This window comes from Chitinophaga sp. 180180018-3 (assembly GCF_037893185.1).
Classification (GTDB): domain Bacteria; phylum Bacteroidota; class Bacteroidia; order Chitinophagales; family Chitinophagaceae; genus Chitinophaga.
In genome coordinates, this window is sequence record NZ_CP140772.1 from 3028895 (window position 1) to 3046953 (window position 18059).

General features: G+C 46.6%; 17 protein-coding genes. 6 read left to right on the forward strand and 11 right to left on the reverse strand.

Annotated elements, in window-relative coordinates; all coding sequences use genetic code 11:
• Nucleotides 1-57: 57 nt before the first annotated feature.
• Together UNH61_RS11860 and UNH61_RS11865 are read right to left on the reverse strand one after the other, a co-directional pair.
• Complete coding sequence (locus tag UNH61_RS11860; protein ID WP_326992202.1) at nt 58-870, reverse strand: alpha/beta hydrolase-fold protein; 813 nt, start codon at nt 868-870, stop codon at nt 58-60.
• Between the two features lie 92 nt (nt 871-962).
• Nucleotides 963-1547, reverse strand: coding sequence for a Crp/Fnr family transcriptional regulator (locus UNH61_RS11865; RefSeq protein ID WP_326992203.1), 585 nt, complete (start codon nt 1545-1547; stop codon nt 963-965).
• 148 nt (nt 1548-1695) lie between these two features.
• Between UNH61_RS11865 and UNH61_RS11870 the strand changes: the two genes are divergently transcribed.
• Together UNH61_RS11870 and UNH61_RS11875 are read left to right on the forward strand one after the other, a co-directional pair.
• On the forward strand, nt 1696-2337 hold the full coding sequence (locus tag UNH61_RS11870) for a VOC family protein (protein WP_326992204.1): 642 nt from the start codon (nt 1696-1698) through the stop codon (nt 2335-2337).
• 173 nt (nt 2338-2510) lie between these two features.
• On the forward strand, nt 2511-3353 hold the full coding sequence (locus tag UNH61_RS11875; protein WP_326992205.1) for a 2OG-Fe(II) oxygenase: 843 nt from the start codon (nt 2511-2513) through the stop codon (nt 3351-3353).
• 113 nt (nt 3354-3466) lie between these two features.
• On the opposite strand, the gene UNH61_RS11880 is transcribed toward UNH61_RS11875, so the two are convergent.
• A complete protein-coding gene (locus tag UNH61_RS11880; RefSeq protein ID WP_326992206.1) occupies nt 3467-5131 on the reverse strand; it encodes a glycosyltransferase family 39 protein in 1665 nt (554 codons plus the stop codon).
• Nucleotides 5132-5296: 165 nt separating this feature from the next.
• On the opposite strand from UNH61_RS11880, the gene UNH61_RS11885 reads away from it, so the two are divergent.
• Entirely contained in the window at nt 5297-6319 is a 1023-nt protein-coding gene (locus UNH61_RS11885; RefSeq protein WP_326992207.1) for an ArsR family transcriptional regulator, read from the forward strand.
• Nucleotides 6320-6326: 7 nt separating this feature from the next.
• On the opposite strand, the gene UNH61_RS11890 is transcribed toward UNH61_RS11885, so the two are convergent.
• Nucleotides 6327-7304, reverse strand: coding sequence for a helix-turn-helix domain-containing protein (locus UNH61_RS11890; RefSeq protein WP_326992208.1), 978 nt, complete (start codon nt 7302-7304; stop codon nt 6327-6329).
• 121 nt (nt 7305-7425) lie between these two features.
• Between UNH61_RS11890 and UNH61_RS11895 the strand changes: the two genes are divergently transcribed.
• On the forward strand, nt 7426-7857 hold the full coding sequence (locus tag UNH61_RS11895) for a VOC family protein (protein ID WP_326992209.1): 432 nt from the start codon (nt 7426-7428) through the stop codon (nt 7855-7857).
• A gap of 49 nt (nt 7858-7906) precedes the next feature.
• On the opposite strand, the gene UNH61_RS11900 is transcribed toward UNH61_RS11895, so the two are convergent.
• The 5 genes from UNH61_RS11900 to UNH61_RS11920 form a co-directional block, all read right to left on the reverse strand.
• A complete protein-coding gene (locus tag UNH61_RS11900) occupies nt 7907-9151 on the reverse strand; it encodes a sigma-70 family RNA polymerase sigma factor (protein ID WP_326992210.1) in 1245 nt (414 codons plus the stop codon).
• 2 nt (nt 9152-9153) lie between these two features.
• Nucleotides 9154-9495, reverse strand: coding sequence for a YciI family protein (locus UNH61_RS11905; RefSeq protein WP_326992211.1), 342 nt, complete (start codon nt 9493-9495; stop codon nt 9154-9156).
• Nucleotides 9496-9933: 438 nt separating this feature from the next.
• Complete coding sequence (locus UNH61_RS11910) at nt 9934-11631, reverse strand: hypothetical protein (RefSeq protein WP_326992212.1); 1698 nt, start codon at nt 11629-11631, stop codon at nt 9934-9936.
• A gap of 103 nt (nt 11632-11734) precedes the next feature.
• Nucleotides 11735-13207 carry a glycosyl hydrolase family 28 protein gene (locus UNH61_RS11915; protein ID WP_326992213.1) on the reverse strand — a complete coding sequence of 491 codons (1473 nt, stop codon included), beginning with the start codon at nt 13205-13207 and terminating at the stop codon, nt 11735-11737.
• 88 nt (nt 13208-13295) lie between these two features.
• Nucleotides 13296-13499 (reverse strand): hypothetical protein, encoded by a 204-nt coding sequence (locus tag UNH61_RS11920; protein WP_326992214.1) that lies wholly within the window; start codon nt 13497-13499, stop codon nt 13296-13298.
• A 180-nt stretch (nt 13500-13679) separates the two neighbouring features.
• Here UNH61_RS11920 and UNH61_RS11925 point away from each other — a divergent pair, with 180 nt between their 5' ends.
• Nucleotides 13680-14117: a GNAT family N-acetyltransferase gene (locus UNH61_RS11925; RefSeq protein ID WP_326992215.1), complete on the forward strand. Its 438-nt coding sequence runs from the start codon at nt 13680-13682 to the stop codon at nt 14115-14117.
• A gap of 63 nt (nt 14118-14180) precedes the next feature.
• On the opposite strand, the gene UNH61_RS11930 is transcribed toward UNH61_RS11925, so the two are convergent.
• Nucleotides 14181-14606 (reverse strand): SH3 domain-containing protein, encoded by a 426-nt coding sequence (locus tag UNH61_RS11930; RefSeq protein WP_326992216.1) that lies wholly within the window; start codon nt 14604-14606, stop codon nt 14181-14183.
• Between the two features lie 25 nt (nt 14607-14631).
• Complete coding sequence (locus tag UNH61_RS11935) at nt 14632-15123, reverse strand: BON domain-containing protein (protein WP_326992217.1); 492 nt, start codon at nt 15121-15123, stop codon at nt 14632-14634.
• A 363-nt stretch (nt 15124-15486) separates the two neighbouring features.
• Here UNH61_RS11935 and UNH61_RS11940 point away from each other — a divergent pair, with 363 nt between their 5' ends.
• Nucleotides 15487-18057, forward strand: coding sequence for a hypothetical protein (locus UNH61_RS11940; RefSeq protein WP_326992218.1), 2571 nt, complete (start codon nt 15487-15489; stop codon nt 18055-18057).
• Nucleotides 18058-18059 lie beyond the last annotated feature (2 nt).

The following is an 18059-nucleotide window of genomic DNA, read 5'->3' on the forward strand; positions in this document are numbered from 1 at the left end:
GAGATTAACGTGTAACCATATACGTTAATCTCCACCACATTTACTGAAAACTAAAAACTAAAGCCTCGCTTCTTTAAAGAATCTGTCGAAGAACAGTACCTGATATATTGCCGCTTTCGACCAATAGGCATGATCATGCGCGCCTTCCTGCTCTATATAAGTATGAGCAACATGTTGGCTTTCCAGGAACTCATGCAGCTTTCGGTTTTGCGCCAGAAATGGATCAGAGATGCCGCAGCTGATAATAAGCGCCTGCTGGCTGAATGCAAAGAGTTTTGCATTGCCGTAAACGGTGTAGCTGGCCCATTTGCTGGCGTCGGTACCGATGATTTTGTCTATACCAAAATCCGGCACAAACGGAACAAAATCCACTGCTCCGCACATGCTGCCCAACACGCCAAATACGCCCGCGTTTTTCAAACCAACATACAACGCACCATGGCCACCCATACTCCAGCCCATGATACCACGGTGATAGCGATCGGCGATAGTAGGGTAGTGCCCGTCTATAAATTGCACCAACTCCTGGCCAAGAAATGTTTCATATTGACTGTTCTTTCTAACCGGACTGTTAATGTACCAGCTGTCGAACTGGCCGTCGGGCAGAATGAAGATGATGCCGTACTGGTCGGCCTGTGCGGGCAGCGAAGGGATATCTTCTTTTAACGTCCTGTAAGGATTACCGCTGTAGCCATGCAATACATATACGGAAGGATATCGCCTGCCCGCCTGCTGCGACGGAGAGATCACAATGGTGTTGATCTGCTTATTCATGGCGCTGCTGAAAACCGGAATAGTGTCAACAGTAGCTGCATGCAACAGTGCTGCCGGCACCAGCAATAGCCAGAGAATAAAAATTGAATGTTTCATACCTGTGTTTATTTTCAAATCCATAATTACTTTGCAGATGTAGCAAAGCTAGGATGACCACCAGTACTAAACATTTACATATGTTGACGTTTTCAGGAAATGTCTTTCCGGATGCGGCTTAATTGTGTTGGCGTTACACCCAGGAATGCCGCTATATGATGCTGTTTGAGCCGCTTTACCAGCTCGGGGCTGTGCCTGATCAGATCCAGGTAGCGCTCTTTCGCGGTCAGGTATTTAAGGGTGATTTCCTGTTCTTCTTTTCCGGCTACCCAGTTTTCTTCAAGATAGTTGATCCAGAAAAAAGCCAGATCGGTGTGCTGGTGCATCAGCGCTTTGAATGAATGGAAGCTGAATTCGAGCACAATGGTGTTTTCCAGCGCTTCAATGGCAAATAATCCGCGCGTTTTTTTTATCAGTGCCGATGTGGAAGCTACAAAAGAGTTTTCCTGGAAAAATCGCTTGATGATGGTATCTCCGCTTTCGTGAATGGTGTAATACGACAATAGTCCCTTGCATATATAGGCGATCTTTTGAGGTACTACCCCCTGGGCCAGGTAAAGCTCCTGTTTTTTTATTTTTTTTAAATGGAGATGGGATTGCATAACGACCTTCGTTTCAGCGGAAAGCGCCGTATATTTTTCCATTGCGGAAAAGAATTCATTCATCCATTCCTCCATTGATGATCCGGGTTAGTTGGTAAAATGATGTAAGGGTAATGCAGCAAGTTAAAGAATCCGCCTTTAAAAGGACGCATTTCCGGTTTACAGGCTACATCATTAATTTTCGTAATTTAACTTCCTGCTCATCACCATAAAACACTTCAACATGACCACAAAGAAAGCGCCTGGTGTTGATAATACCCAGGTTTTTCCCACGCTGCTGGTCGATGATATACCGGCCGCTGTCAGCTTTTATACCAGCCAGCTTGGTTTTACACACCGTTTCTCCTGGGGAAGCCCGCCCACTTTTGCCGGGGTGGATCTGGGCAAAACCACGATACATCTGGGCAAGGCGGCTCCGGGACCTAAAGGATATGCGGAGCTAAACTTTGTAGTGGATGATGCTGATCTCCTTTTTGCCTTTCACAAGGCCAACGGAGTGGAAGTGGTGAGTCCTCCGGAAGATCAGCCTTTCGGCCTGCGAACCTATCAGGTAAAGGATCCTTACAACAACTACCTGGGCTTCGGGCATTATATTTATAACCAGGGCCCTCCGGTTAAAATAGAGCGGATTAGCCTGCCCGTTCGCCTCGAGAAGCGGCTGGCCGCAGTGCTGGAGGAACTGGCAACCCATAACCGGTCGTCGCTTTCCGGCTGCCTCGAAGAAATACTCCTGCATTGCTTTGAACGGGTGGGCGACAGCAGCGCCAGTCCCTTTACCGTGAGCACACTGGAATACATCCAGGAGCTTAAAGCCAAACACGGTATCAACTATGATACGCATGATGCCTACCGCTTCATAGAATAAAGCACCATGCTGTGCCCGCTTTATTAAAAAAGATGTTATCTTGCCGGAGTTTTTATTAAATGAAAATATTAGCTTATTTTGATAGGTAGATTTTAGGCCATGCTATCCGTAAAATCATGTGAGTATTTCAAAACTTCCTGTATTTTTTTCATATCACTATAAAAATTAAAACGGTGCAAACCACAACGCAAATATTTGATTACCAGAAATGGAATGCCCAGCTTCCGGAGTTAAGTCAGCAATACCAACATAATAGCCCATATCCGCACATCGTGCTGGAAAATTTCATGGAGCCGGCGATCCTGGAAGAATGTATCGACGAGTTCAATAAACTGAATGAATCTGATGCCTGGATCAACTATGTACATTTTAACGAAAAGAAGAGAGGACTGAATAAGCTCGATCTGCTGCCTAAAGCTATCAAAAGCACGATCAACGAGCTGAATTCTCCTAAATTTTTGGAATTCCTCAGCACCATCACCGGCATTCAGGACCTGAAGAAAGACGATATGCTGGAAGGTGGTGGCATCCATCAGTCAAAGCGCGGTGGTTTCCTCAATATCCATGCGGATTTTACCGTGCATCCCCACCATCGCAAATGGCAACGCCGTGTAAATGTGCTGGTATACCTGAATAAAGACTGGGAAGAGGCATGGGGCGGAAAACTGGAACTGTGGGACCGTCAGATGCAGGCCTGCGAGAAAAAAGTACTGCCGGTATTCAACCGTTGTGTGATCTTTAACACCGATGCTGATTCCTATCACGGTCACCCTGAACCAATGACCTGCCCGGAGGATCGTTTCAGAAGATCAATCGCATTATACTATTATACAGAAGAAGCCAATCCGTTTCGCCGGGCTACCCACTACAAAGCCCGCCCGGGAGATTCCAAGAAATTCATGGTAAAACTGGATAACGCCATGGTGGCTGCCTACACCGAAATAAAAGGCCGCCTCGGCTCCAACGATAAAATCGTGAGTAAGATTCTGCGCATCCTGTCGCGGAAGAAGAACTAAACAAAGAATTAAGAATATAGAAAGAAGAATTAACAAATAGCGCGAAGACCTTAGCAGATAATAATAATTCGCTAAGGTCTTCGCGCTATTTGTTAATTCTTCTTTCTATATTCTTAATTCTTCACCCCCGGTTCTCTCTTCAAAAATACAAACCCATTCTTCCGGTACAGCTCCTTCAGGTTGTATTGCTTATAATTATCCACCCTGTCTATCTTGGTAACAAAATACACCGGTTTATCAATATCTCCCGAAAGCAACCATTCCTGGCTATAATAGTTTTCATTGGTGGGCTTCTCCATATGTGTATAAAAGAAAGGAGCATAACTCCAATAGCCCAGCACGGTAGTGTAGCAATTTTCCCCCTGGCGTTGCTCAAAGAAGTCGATGGCAGCACCCTGGGAATAACGCTCTACTTTAGGCACCACAATAGCCGCAGCCAGGAAAATAACAAGAGCAGTACCTCCAAAGAAGGCGGCTGCCGCTTTGAGGTAAGCCTTTTTGCGAAGCATCGTCAAACCCACAATCAGCGTCAGCACCATAATCACTCCGGATGCACCGTCCAGGGCACTCCAGGTAACCTCGGCCATCATATTGGCCTTGGCAAACGGATCTGCTACATAAGGAATCAGCTTTTTCACATTCAGTCCTATCAGCGGCACAAACAGCAGCACCAGCGCAATGATCCCACCCAGGATAGCGGTCAGCACAGCCGCATATTTCTTATAAGGCATATCGTGCCGCTCCCATTTATAGAACGTATAGGCCGCCAGGAACGTAACCGGGAACCAGGCGAGCGACGAATAGTGGATGATCCTTGATTGTACAATGGTGAAAAGGATAGCAACCACCCAGAAAAGAATCACCATCCAGCGCTTGAAATCCTTGTCGAAACGGTCGCCGGTGTTATTCCTGAAAAAGGCAGGAATCGCGAACAATGAAGCCGGAAAACAGCCTATCAGCAGCACCACGAAGTGATACCCCGGAAATCCGGCCTGTCCCGCATCATGCGTCGTGAAAAGCCGGTACTGGTATTTCAGGAACTCTGTAATAAACCAGGGCCCGTTCTTCGCTGTTTCATAGCCATACCAGGTAGCGGTTACCAGCGCCGTGAACACCAGGAACAAAAGGGCATGACCCCAGCCAAAGTATATTCTGAAGCGGTTATAGATAAAATATACACCCAACACCAACAGAAATACCATCAGGGCTACCTGGCCCTTCGTTAATATAGCCAGCCCCATAAATACCCCCGACCAGATGGCGTAGTACACCGGCTTTTTCGTAAGACCTTCCTTATCAAAATTATTTCTCTTCCAATGATACAGGATAAAATAATAGAGGGAAACAAAAGTGAACAGGTTAAACCAGGGATCTATAATGCCGGATTTAAAATACATATTCGGAAACAGGGAACCTCCGTAAGCCAGTGCCCATAACAGCCCGAATTTCCGGTCATATATCCGCTGGCCAATCAGGTATACAACAACCAACGTCACTATGCCGCAAAGCGCATTAGGAAACCGCGCCGCAAATTCATTCACACCGAAAACCTTCATCGCCGCACTCTGCATCCAGAAGAACATCGGCGGCTTCTCCCAGAACGGTTTGAAGTTGACATAAATACGCGTGTAATCGTCCAGTTTGATCATTTCCCGCGAACACTCGGCAAAGTTAATCTCATCCCAGTCGAAGAGATGAACCCTCCCCAGGAACGGAATAAAAAACAACGCTGCTACAATGGCCAGTAAAATGACCGTCAGGATTCTGTTGGACCGCATATCTGTATAAAAATTAATAGAATTACAAATATATGATCATATTATATCATTTGCAAACCAGTGGATTAGCGTTAACCGTAACGGCTTCATGTATGATTATATTTAATAATGAGATAATATTTCAGTGGGACAACCTAAATTGGCGCCTATCCTTAAATAACCGTTATGATGAAACCCTCATTTTCAGCGGCATCTTCCTCAAAGGTGCTCAAAATCATTTATGATTACGAAATGTCCAGTTGTGCCTATGTAGCTGCACGCCTAAACATCGCAGAACTGCTTTATGAAAAGCCCAGGCACGTCACTGAACTGGCACAGCTTACCGGCACCAATGCCACTGCATTGTACCGCGTGCTAAGAGTACTGGCAGGAGAAGGGCTGTTCAGCGAAAGCGCTCCGCAGGTATTTTCTTACCTGCCTGCTGCTGCCGCTTTACACGGCGAAACAACCGGCTCTGTTAAGTACTTCCTACAGGCGATCCTGGGAGAGTTCCGCTATGCCTTCGGTAATCTGCTGTACAGTGTCAGAACAGGTGAAACCGGCTTTGATCACCACTATGGCAAGGAAATCTGGGAATATTACCAGGAGCATCCTGAAGAGGCGCTCAATTTCAACAAATCCATGGCCGGCCTGACGCAATATTATTCTCCGGCTGTCATTTCCGGCTACGACTTCAGCCAGTTCCGGACCATCGTGGATATCGGCGGCGGAAACGGGGCACTGCTCTTCAACGTCCTCCACGCTTTCCCCACGGTAAAGGGGGTTATTTTCGATGTGCCTTCTGTGGTGGAACAGGCAGAGCAACTGATCGCCGAAAATGGGCTGCAGGAAAGATGCAGCGCCACTTCCGGCGATTTCTTCAAAGCCGTGCCGCCCGGTGGAGATGCGTATATGATGAAGTACATTCTGCACGACTGGAACGATGAACAATCTGTTACTATCCTGCGGAACTGTGCAGCCGTCATGGAGAAAGGCGCCAAAGTAGTGGTATTGGATTCAGTGATTCCTGCCGGCGATGAGTGGCATCCGGGTAAACATATGGATGCTACCATGCTTGCCTGCACCAAAGGAAGGGAAAGAAATGAGGACGAATTCCGGCATATCTTCACTGAAGCTGGATTGAAATTCAATAAAGTAGTTAAACTGGAAATCGATGAAATCAGTATTGTAGAAGGAGAGAAGGTCTGAGTACCGGTTAGTCCAGCGCTTTCCGGGCGTATTTGTTCTTGTATTCCACCGGCGTCATGCCGGTAATACGCCTGAACACATCCCGGAAGGTCTGGGTATCTGTATAACCAACATTCAGCATCACTTCATTAATCGATTTCCGGCCTATCTCCAGCTGTTTTTTGGCCCCCTCTATTTTCACCCGTTGTATATACTCGGCTACCGTATTCCTGGTAGCCTTCTTGAAACGCCGCTCAAAAGTGCGCCGGCTCATATTGAACTGTCCTGCCAGATCATCTACGGTAAACTTCTCCCGGTAGTGCTCTTCAATATGCTGCTGCGCACTTTTTATCATCTCATCACTATGGTTTTTTAATCCATGGAAGACAATAAAAGGTGATTGCGCATTTTTGTCGATATCAATCACAAAATACTTAGCTGTATAAATGGCAATCTCCCTGCCTGCATACTTTTCTACCAGATGCAGCAGCAGGTTCCAGTAAGCATTGCCGCCTCCGCTGGAATAAAGCCCGTGCTGGTCCGTAATCATACGCTCATCTACCACATCTATAGAAGGATAGTAATACTTCAACTCGTTGGCATAACTCCAGTGTGTGGTACATTGCCGCCCGTGAAGCAACCCCGAAAACGCCAGCAGAAATACGCCGGAACTTAAACAGGCAATCTCGGCGCCTTCCTTGTATTGCCCCGATATCCATAAACAGTATGCTGTGTTCAGCATCACTGAAGTGGTCATCTTGCCCGACAGCGCCGGCACGATGATCAGATCTGCCTGCACAACCTCCTCCAGCTTCACCTGCGGCCGGATGCTGAAGGTTCCGTTGTTATACCTGACCTCCTCTGTAATGCCCGCCAGCTGTACATTGAACAGGGCATGCCTGCCTCGCTCTTCAAGAAAAAGGTTTACCGTGCTGAACACATGCTGACAGTCGGCCATAGACGCGATGTCGGCGTTCCTGACGGTGAGGATGTAAATGTTGATCATGATGACCAAAGGTAATTTAAAAAGATGTCGCAAATGCCCACTAAAGGTTGTCGTATTTACCATTTATCCCTATTGCTTTCTGTCCCTATCTTTGTTGCACATCATAATAAAACACACTACCATGCAAGCTATTGGCACCTATTTTAATTTCATGGGCAATTCTGAAGATGCCATGAATTTCTACAAGTCGGTATTCGGTGGCGAGATCGTTTCTCTCACCCGCTTTAAGGATACACCCGGCAGCGAGCATATGCCCGCACATGAACGAGATAAGATCATGAACATCATGCTTGTCCTCAAAAATGGCGATACCCTCATGGCTACTGACTTCCTCGAGTCGATGGAACAAAAACTGGTTCCGGGAAATAATGTTCACCTGGTGGTGAATACAGATGCAGAGGAAGAAGTAGACAGGTACTTCAAAGCATTATCTGCCGGTGGAAAGGTGGAAATGCCCGTTAATAAGACCTTCTGGGGCGCTTACTTCGGCATGTGTGAAGATCGGTTTGGCATCCGTTGGATGCTCAGCTATACTTACCCTCAAAATAAATAAGACGATGTCATTTCAGGCTTATGTGCTCTTCACCGGAAAGAAGGAATAGTCACCTTTGTAATTTCGCAATTTCCCGCGCAAGCGTTTTCTTTTCCGATGCCGATTTCGTCAGGCGGATAGCGGTTTCGTAATGCGCTGCTGCCTGACGTTTATCAATGGCAACGTAAAGGTACCCGAGCAGGGAATGATAATAATTGTTGTTATCAAGACCCAATTTCGTGGCTTCTTTTATACCCGGCTCACTACCATAAACCTTCGCATAGGCAAAGGTTCTGTTCAATGCCGTCATAGGGGAGTATTCAATAAGAATAAGCTCATTATACAACTGCAGGATATGATCCCATTTGTTTTTCCCGTCTGCAGTAGTATGCCAGTAAGCTATAGCCGCTTCGAGATGGTATTTTGAGATCTCGTTTCCGGAGCAGGCGTTAACGAAGTAGTAATTACCTTTTTCAATCAGTTTGGTGATCCACCGCCCCTTGTCCTGCTGTTCGTAGAGGATGGTTTCTCCAAGATCATCTGTTCTGGCATCAAGCCGCGAGCTCTGGTAACACATCAGTGCCAGCAGCGCATTTGCCTGTGTGGTGTTGGTTAATTGATTTTCCGTAAGAAGAAGGGCAAGCCGGATGGCTTCCGAGCAAAGATCTTTGCGAATGATGTGATTAGATGACTGAGAAAAATAGCCTTCGTTAAACAACAGGTATAATGTCCGGAGAACGGTATCCAGCCGCGATTGTATAGCGCTTGTTTCAAGCGCGCGGATTTGAAAATTATCTTCGCGCAGGCTCGCTCTTGCCCTGAGTAACCGCTTCTTGATTGTTTCTTTTTTGGTCATGAACGCATCTGCAATTTCTTCCACGCTGAATCCGCAGAGTATCTGAAGTGCCAGGCAAATCTGCGCTTCCGCGGAATTAGCCGGATTACAGATGGCGAAAATCATGGCGAGCTGACTGTCGCTGATGGCCTGCGTAGAGAAGTCGAATGCGGGTTCATTGTAATGCTCCTCCGTTTGGATGGCAGCCCTCACACGGGTTTCAAAGACATGATTGCGCCTGAGCAAATCTTTGGTTTTGTTCTTCGCCACCGTATAAAGCCAGGCGGTCGGATTCTCCGGTATCCCATTTACACCCCACGTTTCCGTGGCTTTGAGAAATGTTTCACTGGCAATATCTTCCGCTGTTTCAATATGCTCCAGGCCAAAAAGACGACACAATACGGTCGTCATTTTAGCATATTCCTGTCTGAACAGGTGTGGTAAAAGTTCCTGGTGCGTTTCTTTAAAATGGTTGCCCATCGCTATCCTTTTTCGCCGGGTTTCAATACTGCCCTCACTTCTATGTTGCCTCCCGCCTTCAGCAAAGGATTCGCTTTGGCAATTTCCACGGCTTCCCCGATGGTATCGGCCTTCACAATCATATACCCGCTTACAAATTCTTTTATTTCTGTGTAAGGCCCGTCTGTTACCATATCGGGCCTTACCGTTTTGGCATTGATGGCAGAAAGACTGTTCCCCTTATCCCCCAGGTGATTGCCGGCTGCTACATTGGCCAGCCAGTTCATCCGCTCCTGCAGCTGCTCCGCGGTAGGATTGGCATGCGAATTTTCACTGTGCCTGAAAATCAGAACGAACTCATTCATGAATAGTGGTTTTTTGTTCCAGTACTATAACGATCTAAGATCGCATACGGGGACAAAGAACGGATTTTTTAGCGACTAGCAGCCAGCTGCCAGCCGTTATTGATTTTAGCTTTTTTATGGAACACCTTACGCATACCTATCCCAATAAATTGTTAAAATAATATCAGGTTCGCCATTCATACCCATATGTTATTCACTTTAAAACGACTACAAATCACTATTTCCCAATCAATTGAGCATCCATCCGTTACCCTGCTATACTCATCCTCATATCATCCTCATATTATCCTCATATTATCCTCTAAGAATACTGTCTCGTTCTATGTTCGTCCTGATATTATTTTACTCCGGGCCGGCGTGACAGTAGATTAAAATACGGCGGCGATTATCTTCCTGAAAGATAATCGCCGCTGCGTTGATATTTTAAATCGCTTACTGTTAAAAATTAAACTCCCGTGGCTGCAGGTTCATACGTAACCCAACTGTATAAAAGAATGTATTATTATCGGGCATGCCTTGTACTTTGTACCTGCGCACAGTGGTATTCAGGTCGATGAACAGATTTTCGAAAAGCTCCCAGGAAGCACTAAAGGCCGCCATGGTGCTGTTAGCCGGTATACCCGTACCAATGAAGAATCCATAATCTCTCGGACGTGTATTGTAACTGCGGAATATATCTGATCCCATATTTACACCGGCAGAATCCAGTCCCTGTTTGTGCACCATCAGCTTTCCGGTGAGGTATAATTTAGGTATCGGCTGATAACGTACTATTCCGATGAACTCTCTGAAATTGGCTCCCAACGGATGTGCGAGTGGTTGATTGTAGTGGGTGAGATTGGTGGTGCTGTCGAAGTTGGTATAAGTGTACGGTCTTACTATGTTGGCTTCTACCTGCAGGTCGAGGTTCCTCACATTGAAGGCATCGATATACTTCGCACCAAACTGGAAACCCTGTTTGTTGGCAAAACTTCCCCGGTTGTAATGAAGCACTTCTTTCGTCACAAACTCATTAATCAGCAATTGCCCATAGAGTTGAACTGATTTTGCTATGTTGGCCTTGAAATCGAATCCCACATTGGCTTTACCAACGGCTCCCAACTGCTGCTCCACAGACCGGTAGAAAATGATCGGATTCAGGTAGGCCAGCTGTAGGCCGTGTTTACCATCTTCCATTATATTCTCATAAAATCCAAGGTTCAGCCATTTGGTGGCCTGCAGGGAAAGATGATGTATCATCATATAGTTCTGCGGCCGCAGGTTCCTCTCGCCACCACTCGTGTATGGAACAAAAGGAGCGATCGTTTGCGCAAAGATATTCTCATAGTCGAATTTCCATATCCTGGTACTGATACGCAGATACAGGTAATTGCTGCTGAAATCACTCAGAAATAAACTGCGGAAACCATTTCCAAGAAATAATTTATCGTATGCAAACTGGATATCAAAATACTTTGCTGCGTTAAAGGAAATACCGCCGCGCGCATCAAAGTAATCATAGCCCTTATTGTTATAACTCTTATAAAAACCGGCTCCAGGTACTGCATTGAATTTGGTTACCCAATCTCTCACATACGCAGGATCCCTTTCCTGGTTATCGGTAAGATAGGTATAGAAGCCCACCTTGTTAGCGATATTTCCGCGTATGACAACACCACGGGTATTCTGATAAATGCTGCCCGTTCCATCGTTGGAACCGCCGATCTGTAAATTCAGTACCGGATTAACTGATAACTTGAAATCTTTTACGTCTACCGCGTACAAGTCGCCCGGGTTCTTATAGAATACCCCGAAAACAGGCTTGGACTGAAATGCATCCGGGTAGTGGTTCGACCAGTCCCAGTTGTCTATCAGCAAACGCCGGATGTTATACCTGTCGGTCGCAGAAAGTTTGAAAGGCAACGCTCCGGCTTTATCCAGTGAATCAATCCTCAACACACTCTCGGTAACTTTGCGCCGATCGTATGGCTTTGTTGTACTGAAGCCCAGCAGTGAATCATGCTGCGTACGTATATCCAGCCTGTCGAGCAGCTGATATTGTTTGTTGCCGAGGTTTATATAGTCCGATTGCGCTGTTGCAGATAAGCTGACAAATAATATCAGGATACCTATTAACGGGTACTTTAGGTGCTTCATAGTCAACACTGAATTTTTGATGCGAAACAAGCCCGCAAAGATAGTGCAACACTTGTCAGCGGGGGATTATAATAACATTAAAATTAGCTTAATCCTGTAGGAATCAGGAGTTTGGAACTCGCTCAACGCCCGCTTTCTCTCCGTTTAGGCTGCACCGGTAGTCTTCAAATCCGCTGACATCATCCAGTAGAAACGCTGGCCTGCTATCAGGCGTAAGGGTTTGCAGCCGTATATTGTCGAAGGTGATGTTTTTAACATGACGGAGATAGAATCCGGATGCAGGAAGCAGTACGCCGAACATCCTGTTCTCCGGATAGGCTGCCGGATTCTCCGGAACAGCCCGTGGCTGTTGATCCTGTACAACGCCACCGGGACTAATAATCTGTACATTACTGATATGAACGTTTTCCACGCAATGACCCGGAAGGCCTGTTATGGAAGATGATAACGCACTGGCGCTGCTGGCAATCACATCATGAATAGATATATTTCTGATGGCACTGACCCTGTTCCCGGCGCCCCTTCTCCGGTCGCCTAACCGGATGAATATCGGAGTTTGTACATCTCTCATGGTAACATTGGAAACGATTACCTGGTCCATCAACCCACCATCTACTACTTCCAGGGCAATACCAGATAAGATAGTGGTATCTCCTGTGAGCTTCATCCAGGGAAAGTGCTGTTTCCAATGCCTGCGGTTTTCCTCCGAAGCTTTATGTAGTGCGCAATTGGATACGGTAATATTACGGAATCCCCCATTGGAGCCGGTACCAAACTTAATCCCGTTACAATTGCTGCGTAACAGGCAGTTGGTTACCACGATGTTCTCACTCATTTCTTCTGTGTCACTTTTGAAACAAAGCGCATCATCGTCGGTATCTATGTTGCAATCAGCAATCACCACATGGCTGCTGCCGTTGATATCGATCCCGTCGTTATTAAAGTTACAATGGCTGTGAACGGTGAGCCCTCGAAGGGAAACGCCGTCGCATAGTTCATATTTCTGCACCCAATACGCGGAGTTCCTGATATGTATATCCCGGATAGTGATATCCCGGCTGTTCCTGAAATAAAGCATGATGGGGCGTATGGCACCGGTCTTGCTGTCGTCGCCCAGTTGAAAGGCTGCATCGCCGCCCTGTCCGTCGATAGTACCTTCTCCATAGATCGTTACATGTTCAATATTCTCTCCGTAAATAAGCGCTGGCACATGTTTCGGGCCAAGCTTTGAAAACACGGTGCGATAAATATCCAGCTTCGTAATACCCGAAAGCGTAGCACCGTTTTTCAGATAAATACTGATACCCGACCTGATAAAAATTGGTCCGGTTACAAAATTACCCTCCGGAATAACAATGGTTCCGCTGCCGCAATGATCAATAGCCTGCTGGATAATGGCCGTATTGTCTGTTTTGCCGTCGCCTTTGGCGCCAAGCTCAGTAATGTCAATAGTTTTGGCAGATACATGGAGGGCCGCTAAGTTGCAGATAGCAACAAAAAATAGCCTGATCATTTTGTAATTAGCCATTATCCGGCTGAAGGGCCGGCCGATAGGAGGTGTGGGCGAAGTCTTCATTTTCCTGCAAGTGTTTTAACGTGGCGGACGCAAGATATTACCTTTTCAACTTTTTGCAGATAAATTTTTATAAGCCCAAAACATGCCACTAATGCAAGCTGATTACCCTCGTAATTTTCCATCCAGCGGGCGTTTGCTGCCATAAGGTAACAAACTTTCCTGCCCTGGAAGGTGTGCCTTTGGAAACGATGATAGCCAAATTGAACAGCACCGTAACCGGGGATGGCATATACTTCAACGCTGCCTGGATATATGTTTTTAATAGTAGTATGTAATACATAATAGTTATCATGTTCAAAATTTTCAGACGATGTCTATGACGGATCAACTGATTAGGCTATATTTCTTAACAATCGCGAATACCCGTTTTATAAATGAATTTTTTCGGAGAGATGCCGGCTGTTGTATTAGTTTTCGTGTGGGCGTAACAGTTAGCGGCGCCGGAAATTTCGTTAATCGTTATCTTTGCGGTATGGAACATAAGATAGAACAGGCTGGCGAAGCTGATTTCAGGGAAATAACCGAAGTATGGGAAGCTTCAGTAAGGGCCACACACGATTTTTTAACGGAAGAGGATATACGCTTTTACAAACCACTTATCCTGAATGAATATCTGAAAGCGGTGAAGCTATACTGTGTAAGGAATGCGGCCGGGGATATAGCAGGATTCATGGGGATTGCAGACAATAAACTGGAGATGCTGTTTGTACATCCGGGGGCCCGTGGTACAGGTATCGGAAAAACACTGCTGAGTTATGCCATTGCACACGAAAAAGTAACTGCGGTAGACGTCAACGAACAAAACGGACAGGCAGTAGGATTCTACCTGCACGAGGGATTTAAAATATTATCCAGGTCGGCAACAGACGGTATGGGAAAGCCTTTTCCCATTTTATCGATGGGGCTGTAGCAAAAAGCAAAGGAGTTGCCCGTGGTTATCAGGCAACTCCTTTTACTTATATCTTTTCTCTACTTATTCAACCGGCTCCAGATACTGTGAATAGGAGTATCCTTCTGCACCGCCGTCGGTGCGGATCAGCCACCACTGATCGCTTTGTTTGCTGATCAGGGTTACAATTTCCTCATGAGCCGCTTTACCCACGATTGGCTGGTCGGTACCAGGCCCCTTGCGGATATTCAGATTGGTAGAATCAGTAGTCACTTTCAGTTTTGCACCTGATACAGCTGTGGCTACATTGATGTTCATTACAACATCGCCAGTCAGATAGTTAGGGTCTATCTTTCCGTAGACATCCCACAACTGATCTTTTACCGCACCACTTGGTGCTACGCCATCGATATGTAATACACCATCCTGCTCGTTTACCTGCAGATCTGTAGTGCCGGACGACTGAGCTGTATCAATCAGTTCTTTATATTTGTCGGTTAGTGCTGACATGGTTTTGCTTTTTTAGGGTGAACAATTATTTTATTTTCAGGCCGGAAGCATCCACTTTCTTAGGTTTCAACGCATCCAGGGCAATTTTCAGCTTCTTCCAGCGATCAGCTTTTGATTCACCGGTGATAGTGATCACGCCATCTTTTACGTCAGCTGTAATACCAGGAAAATCCTTTACTACAGCAGCTACGCCTGTTTTCAAAGCATCGTCTGCAGTTGTTGCAGCAGCAGCAGGTGGCGGCGGAGCCGGCGCTTCTACTTTAATGTTGTTGACAACGTTTTTTACACCTTGTGTTACTTTGGCCGCAGCTTCTGCTGCGTCCTTGTCTGCCTCGCTTTTTACAGATCCGGAAAGTGTTACTACGCCTTCTTTTACTTCAGCAGTCACGCCCGGTGTAGCCTGCAGTGCAGTTGTTACACCAGCCTGAATATCTGAATCTTTGGGTTTCCCCTTACAGGCAATCATAAACAGCAGCCCTGCGGAAAGGATCAGAGTGCTCAGGTGTTTTAGTTTCATAGTCATACTGAGTTTTAGTGATGAAAAAATACAGGGTTTAAGATAAGTATCTTTTCTCAACTGGCAATAAGACTTCTATATGTTATTTATTTTTTAATGAAGATACCCTGGCGCCTATCCCCAAAGTTTAACTACGATAGACCTCCCGTTTATTTTTAGCTGGAAAAGAATCCTGATAATTTTTTTTCAGTGGTTATGGATTTTTTTGTTTCGCTGCATCATGCCGCCAAAGCGCCAGGTTTTGTAAAGTAGTGGTGGTTAATATATTTATAGTAAGATGTTTTTAAATTAAAGATTAATGTTATGAAAAAAATAAATAGTGGCTGACCCTAAAAACTCACTTTACCATTTAACCTTATATTGATGAATTCAAAAATATATGCCTTGAAATATCTGCTATTGTTTCTCCTGGTACCGTCCTTTGTACTGGCGCAGCAAAATCTCCCCGTAACTCCGCTTACTTCCGGAGCCTATCAGCGCCTGATCCACGCCGACTCCACCGGCGAACTCCTGATGCCTGTTGCTCCGCTGCCAACCGTGCCCGTGGATGGTACTTTAAGTTCAGGTACGCAAAAGCTCCACGTAAGAACACTCAACAACAGACTCCTGATCTCTTCTCCGGTTGCCCGCTTCCTGCTGATCAGTGGCGGCTATTCCGCTACCGTGGCCCTGAAAACGGTTAACCGCCTTCCCACGATCCAAACTACGTATAGCCAGGGCCGTTCCATGAACGGCAACCTCGCCTGGCAGGGACCGGAAACCGGTGAAATGTTCAGCTATGGCCCCGCACTCAGTGGCCTCGAATTTAATGGTCAGCCTTATCCCTACGATATTAACGGAAAACTGGTGGCAGCAGGCACCGGCAACGGGCGTCACGCCAACGCCTATACGGGAAATATATTCCGCCATGCCTCCCTGTTCTCCCAATCCTTTAACCTCAATACCAGTTTGCAGGAAAATGGCCTGGTGTCGGGATATTTCAATATACGCCTCGGGCATAGCACCGAACAAACTTTCATACAAACAAACAATAACTATAATAAAAATCTGCAACTGTCGCTGGGAAGAACTGTCAAATGGCTTCGTATTGCGGCCGACTGGAACTATTACGGAGAGCAGTTTTCAAACAGCAACCGCAACGGCTTCCTCAATCGTGCTTATCAACAGGCCATACTTACTCCGGTTACCTTCGATAACGGCCAGGGCTACACGCTCGGAGCAGGACAGCGCAGCTACGGCAGCCAGGCCGATAATCCCTGGTTCCTGCTTTCAGACAACAACAACTATTTCCGGGCAAGAGAGCAACGTGCAGCACTGATGCTCGAAAGAAATGCTTACCGACAGGTGATATACCGCATTTCCCAGTCGTATGAGAACAGAACGGAAAACAGCAACGAAGGGTACAAGCCCGGTACTGCCGGATTTCCCGCCGGCCTGGAGCTACACCGGAATAAAACAGACCGGCTGTACCTCCTGAAGGCAGAAGCAATCGGCAAGGTACTTTACGGAATTTATGGACTCGATTCGAAATGGATCATCCACGATATTTTCTCTGAATCAAAGTCGGACATCAGCTATCAGCCTGGAGCTGCCTACGCTTATCAGCGAAGTACCAATGAAATAAATGTCCGTTACGAAACTTCGTGGACGGAGCACTGGAGGTGGCGGTTCGATCTGAATCTCGGAAATAAGATCTACCTGTCGAACACCGGTACTACTCCGCATTATTTCCTGCCTGATGCCAACTTTGCGGTAACACATCCGCTGAATACATCGGCCAGAACCCCCTGGGAGCTAAAGCTGTTTTCTACATTTGTACAGAGCGCCGGTGAGCTGCCGCTTAACCGTTCCCTCGCTTATATCAATCTCCTGCAATACCGTACCCGCGATATGGCAAAATACAATCCTGTGCAGGAAGTGGCCAACTTTGATCACCTCGATCCGGTATTGCGCAGAGAGTGGACCAACGGAGTGAATATCTACACAAACAGGCTCAATTTTGGCGTCAGCGTTTTTATGAAAGACGTGGAGCATGATCCCTTTCCGGTGAACGATAACGGTCGCCTGCTGCTGAAAAACATGGCGGATCATCGTACCACCGGAATTGATGTGGAAGCGGGATTCAATACACCGGCGCTGAAACCCGGCAACAAAAAACTAACCACTACGCATACACTTTCTCTGTCCCTTTACAGCAACAAGGTAACCCGGGTATATGACCATTATAACTACACACCCATCGCAGGGTTCAACGACGTATATACGACACTGGTAGAAGGGCAGCCACTGGGCGTTATCACTGGCAGTGCCTGGCTCCGCGATGCGGCGGGTAACCGCTTAATTGGCCCCGATGGCTTCCCCATGGTCGCTAAAACCCAGGCTGTCATCGGAAACCCTACACCCGATTTCCAGTTGAAACTCAGCAATACCATACAATGGTGGCGCTTTGCGCTCAACGCTGAACTGGATTGGAAACAGGGCGGCCAGCGCTGGAATGGCACCAGAGCCATGCTCGATTATTATGGCCGCTCCGGCCAGTCCGCCGCTGAAAGAAATACGGTGGGATATGTGTTCCCCGGTGTACAACTGAACGGACAACCCAACAACATCCCGGTCGATTTTTATAATCCTTCCAAACCACTACAGGAGAATCGCTGGGTAAGATACGGGCCGGCAGGCGTGGCGGAAGACTATATAGAAAAAGCCAGCTGCCTGCGGCTGAATACCCTGAAACTAAGCTACCGGCAGCCGTTCCGGCATGTTTTCCGGGAACTGACGCTCAGCGCTTACGGGAATAATCTCCTGTTGTGGACCCCCTATAATGGTGTTGACCCGGAGCAATACCTGTTCGATCAGAGCAACACAACCGGCCTCGATTTCTTTAACCTGCCATCTGTTAAAACATTTGGATTTAATGTATCCCTTCAATTCTGAGA

Coding starts and splice junctions, on each gene's coding strand:
- UNH61_RS11880 (WP_326992206.1), bottom strand. CDS start 5,131: ATGCGGTCCAACAGAATCCTGACGGTCATTTTACTGGCCATTGTAGCA.
- UNH61_RS11885 (WP_326992207.1), top strand. CDS start 5,297: ATGATGAAACCCTCATTTTCAGCGGCATCTTCCTCAAAGGTGCTCAAA.
- UNH61_RS11895 (WP_326992209.1), top strand. CDS start 7,426: ATGCAAGCTATTGGCACCTATTTTAATTTCATGGGCAATTCTGAAGAT.
- UNH61_RS11935 (WP_326992217.1), bottom strand. CDS start 15,123: ATGAAACTAAAACACCTGAGCACTCTGATCCTTTCCGCAGGGCTGCTG.
- UNH61_RS11865 (WP_326992203.1), bottom strand. CDS start 1,547: ATGGAGGAATGGATGAATGAATTCTTTTCCGCAATGGAAAAATATACG.
- UNH61_RS11930 (WP_326992216.1), bottom strand. CDS start 14,606: ATGTCAGCACTAACCGACAAATATAAAGAACTGATTGATACAGCTCAG.
- UNH61_RS11940 (WP_326992218.1), top strand. CDS start 15,487: ATGAATTCAAAAATATATGCCTTGAAATATCTGCTATTGTTTCTCCTG.
- UNH61_RS11915 (WP_326992213.1), bottom strand. CDS start 13,207: ATGAAGACTTCGCCCACACCTCCTATCGGCCGGCCCTTCAGCCGGATA.
- UNH61_RS11900 (WP_326992210.1), bottom strand. CDS start 9,151: ATGGGCAACCATTTTAAAGAAACGCACCAGGAACTTTTACCACACCTG.
- UNH61_RS11870 (WP_326992204.1), top strand. CDS start 1,696: ATGACCACAAAGAAAGCGCCTGGTGTTGATAATACCCAGGTTTTTCCC.
- UNH61_RS11890 (WP_326992208.1), bottom strand. CDS start 7,304: ATGATCAACATTTACATCCTCACCGTCAGGAACGCCGACATCGCGTCT.
- UNH61_RS11920 (WP_326992214.1), bottom strand. CDS start 13,499: ATGATAACTATTATGTATTACATACTACTATTAAAAACATATATCCAG.
- UNH61_RS11905 (WP_326992211.1), bottom strand. CDS start 9,495: ATGAATGAGTTCGTTCTGATTTTCAGGCACAGTGAAAATTCGCATGCC.
- UNH61_RS11925 (WP_326992215.1), top strand. CDS start 13,680: ATGGAACATAAGATAGAACAGGCTGGCGAAGCTGATTTCAGGGAAATA.
- UNH61_RS11910 (WP_326992212.1), bottom strand. CDS start 11,631: ATGAAGCACCTAAAGTACCCGTTAATAGGTATCCTGATATTATTTGTC.
- UNH61_RS11860 (WP_326992202.1), bottom strand. CDS start 870: ATGAAACATTCAATTTTTATTCTCTGGCTATTGCTGGTGCCGGCAGCA.